General features: G+C 62.7%; 2 protein-coding genes. Both read left to right on the forward strand.

Features of this window, described 5'->3' with window-relative positions; genetic code table 11:
* Positions 1–342: 342 nt before the first annotated feature.
* Positions 343–2,010, forward strand: a complete 1,668-nt coding sequence (locus tag VEK15_16615) for a serine hydrolase domain-containing protein (protein HXV62326.1) — start codon at positions 343–345, stop codon at positions 2,008–2,010.
* 40 nt (positions 2,011–2,050) lie between these two features.
* The coding region (locus VEK15_16620; protein ID HXV62327.1) for a M20/M25/M40 family metallo-hydrolase at positions 2,051–2,506 on the forward strand (456 nt) is incomplete at its 3' end.

Below are 2,506 nucleotides of genomic sequence, written 5' to 3' on the forward strand. Positions count from 1 at the left end.
GGAGCCCAGTTCAAGGGCCTGTACAAGCTGCGAGTGGGCGATTGGCGCCTGATCTACAAGGTTCAGCAAGACGAGCTCATCTTCATCACTTTGGGCCACCGTTCCGAGGTCTATCGAAAGTAGAGCCTCCCTCGCCGCATCCATTCAGCCAGGCGGTCGGGAGAACTTCGCTCGCACGGAAAAGCGCCCGCAATGGACGGGTGGCGAGAGCCTCAAAGTGAGGTACACGCGGACGAAGCGACGAGCTGTTGGGCGATGTCGCCAGAGAGCACCTCACGGCTTTTGACCTGGTGAGGGGGTAGCGGGTAAGTTGTCGCCGATCTCGAACCCAGGGAGCAACCCATGACTCACGCGTTTCACGCTCTGACACTCGTTCTCGTTCTCTCGAGCCTTCCCTTCGCGGCCGCGCAGCCGCCTCCCGACGCGGCACAGCAGGTGGATGCGATATTCGAGCCCTGGAGCTCGTTGAAAACTCCGGGATGCGCGGTGGGGGTGGCGCAGAAAGGCCTCACCGTGTTGTCGCGCGCCTATGGGATGGCGGATCTCGAGCACGATATTCCCAACGCGCACGACACGATCTTCGAGGGCGGATCGGTCTCGAAACAGTTCACTGCGGCCGCCGTCATCCTGCTCGCCCTCGACGGCAAGCTTTCTCTCGACGATGACGTCAGGAAATACGTTCCCGAGGTTCCCGACTACGGCGATACCATAACCCTCCGGCACATGATGAACCACACGAGCGGCCTCAGGGATTGGGGGTCGGTGGCCGGGATTTCCGGCTGGGGCCGGCAAGAACGCACTCATACACACGCGCACGTTATCGACATCGTGAGCCGTCAGAGCGCGCTCAACTTCGAGCCGGGCCACGAGTACTCCTACTGCAATACCGGGTTCAATCTGCTCGCGATCATCGTGAGCCGGGTCAGCGGAATGTCCTTTGCCGAGTTCTCGAAGAAACGCCTCTTCGAGCCTCTCGGGATGGCCCATACGCAGTGGCGCGACGACTACACGCGGATCGTCAAGAATCGGAGTACGGCTTACTCGGTAGAGGACGGGGATGTCACCATCATGCGCCCCATCGAGAACGTCCATGGAAACGGCGGCATTCTGACGACAGTCGGCGACCTGCTCCTCTGGAACCAGGCGCTGAGCGACGGACGGCTCGGGGGCGCCGACTTCACCCGGATGATGCTCGAGCGAGGGCGTTTGAACGATGGTCGGCAAATCTCCTACGCCTCGGGACTCGTGGTCTCGAGCTTCGCCGGCGTGCCTTCGATCACCCATACCGGCTCGACATCCGGTTATCGCGCGTTTCTCGGACGCTATCCGGAGCAGGAGCTCTCGGTCGCAATGCTCTGCAATGCCTCGAACGTCCCGACGAGTGAAACCGGCGAGGCGATAGCCCGAGTCTACCTGGGTGATGAGGCGAAACCTCCCGTCGCGCCTCGGGAGCATCCGGTCACGGCCGAGGCCTTGTCGCGCGTCACGGGGCTCTATCGGAACACTTCGACGGGCGTTCCGCTGCACGTTGCTCTCGAGAACGGTTCCCTGCAGCTCGACGGCTGGATCCAACTCGTTCCCGTCGCCGACAGCGAGTTTCAATCGAGCACGGGAAGCCGTCGCGTCACGGTGGAGCAGAACGCGAGCGGCGAACGCCTCAGCATCCGGATGGTCTCGGGGGACGGTGACGTCGACCGTTTCGAGCCGGTGGAGCCATTCTCGCCGGATGCTGCGCAGCGGAGCGCCTACGAAGGTGAGTACACGAGCTACGACGCCGAGACAAACTTCGTCATCTCCGTGGTCGATGGCGAGCTGACGCTGCACCGACGGCCGGGCTGGAAGGTGGTGTTGCAACCCGAGTATGAGGACGCGTTCGACGCGCCGGGGCTCGGATTCATCCGGTTTCACCGGGACGCGAACCGGGTCGTCGACCTCAGCTTGCGCCTGCCTCGCGTCTACGACATGCGCTTTCAACGAACGGCGGAAAAGGCACACTCCTCGACCCATTGAAGGTGCAGCGCTTCCGCTGGAAACTCGCTAGAATCTGCGGATGTTCAAACCGGGAATCATCCTTCTCGTTTCTGCCACGTCTGCGCTAGCTCAGCCTCCGGAGCCTGACTGGTCCGCGCTCGAGAGCGAGATCCTGGAGCACTTCCAGGCGCTCGTCCGTTTCGACACGACCGATCCCCCGGGCGGCGAAGCTCCCGCGGCCGAGTATCTGAAGACCGTTCTCGAGGGCGAGGGAATTACCGTCGCGACGTTCGCTCTCGAGCCGCACCGTCCCAACGTCGTCGCGAGGCTCGAGGGATCCGGCACGAAGAAACCGCTTCTCATCATGGCCCATACCGACACCGTCAACGTCGATCCCAAGAAGTGGACCTTTCCTCCCTTCAGCGCCACCCGCGACGGCGGCTACGTCTACGCCCGCGGCGCCGTCGACGACAAAGACAATCTGACCGCCTGTCTGATGGCCATGCTGCTGCTCAAGCGCCTCAACGTCGCGCTC

The sequence above is a fragment of the Vicinamibacteria bacterium genome (assembly GCA_035620555.1).
Lineage (GTDB): Bacteria > Acidobacteriota > Vicinamibacteria > Marinacidobacterales > SMYC01 > DASPGQ01.

Bases quoted from the DNA above. Each gene is read 5' to 3' on its own strand.
- VEK15_16615 (HXV62326.1), top strand. From the start codon at position 343: ATGACTCACGCGTTTCACGCTCTGACACTCGTTCTCGTTCTCTCGAGC.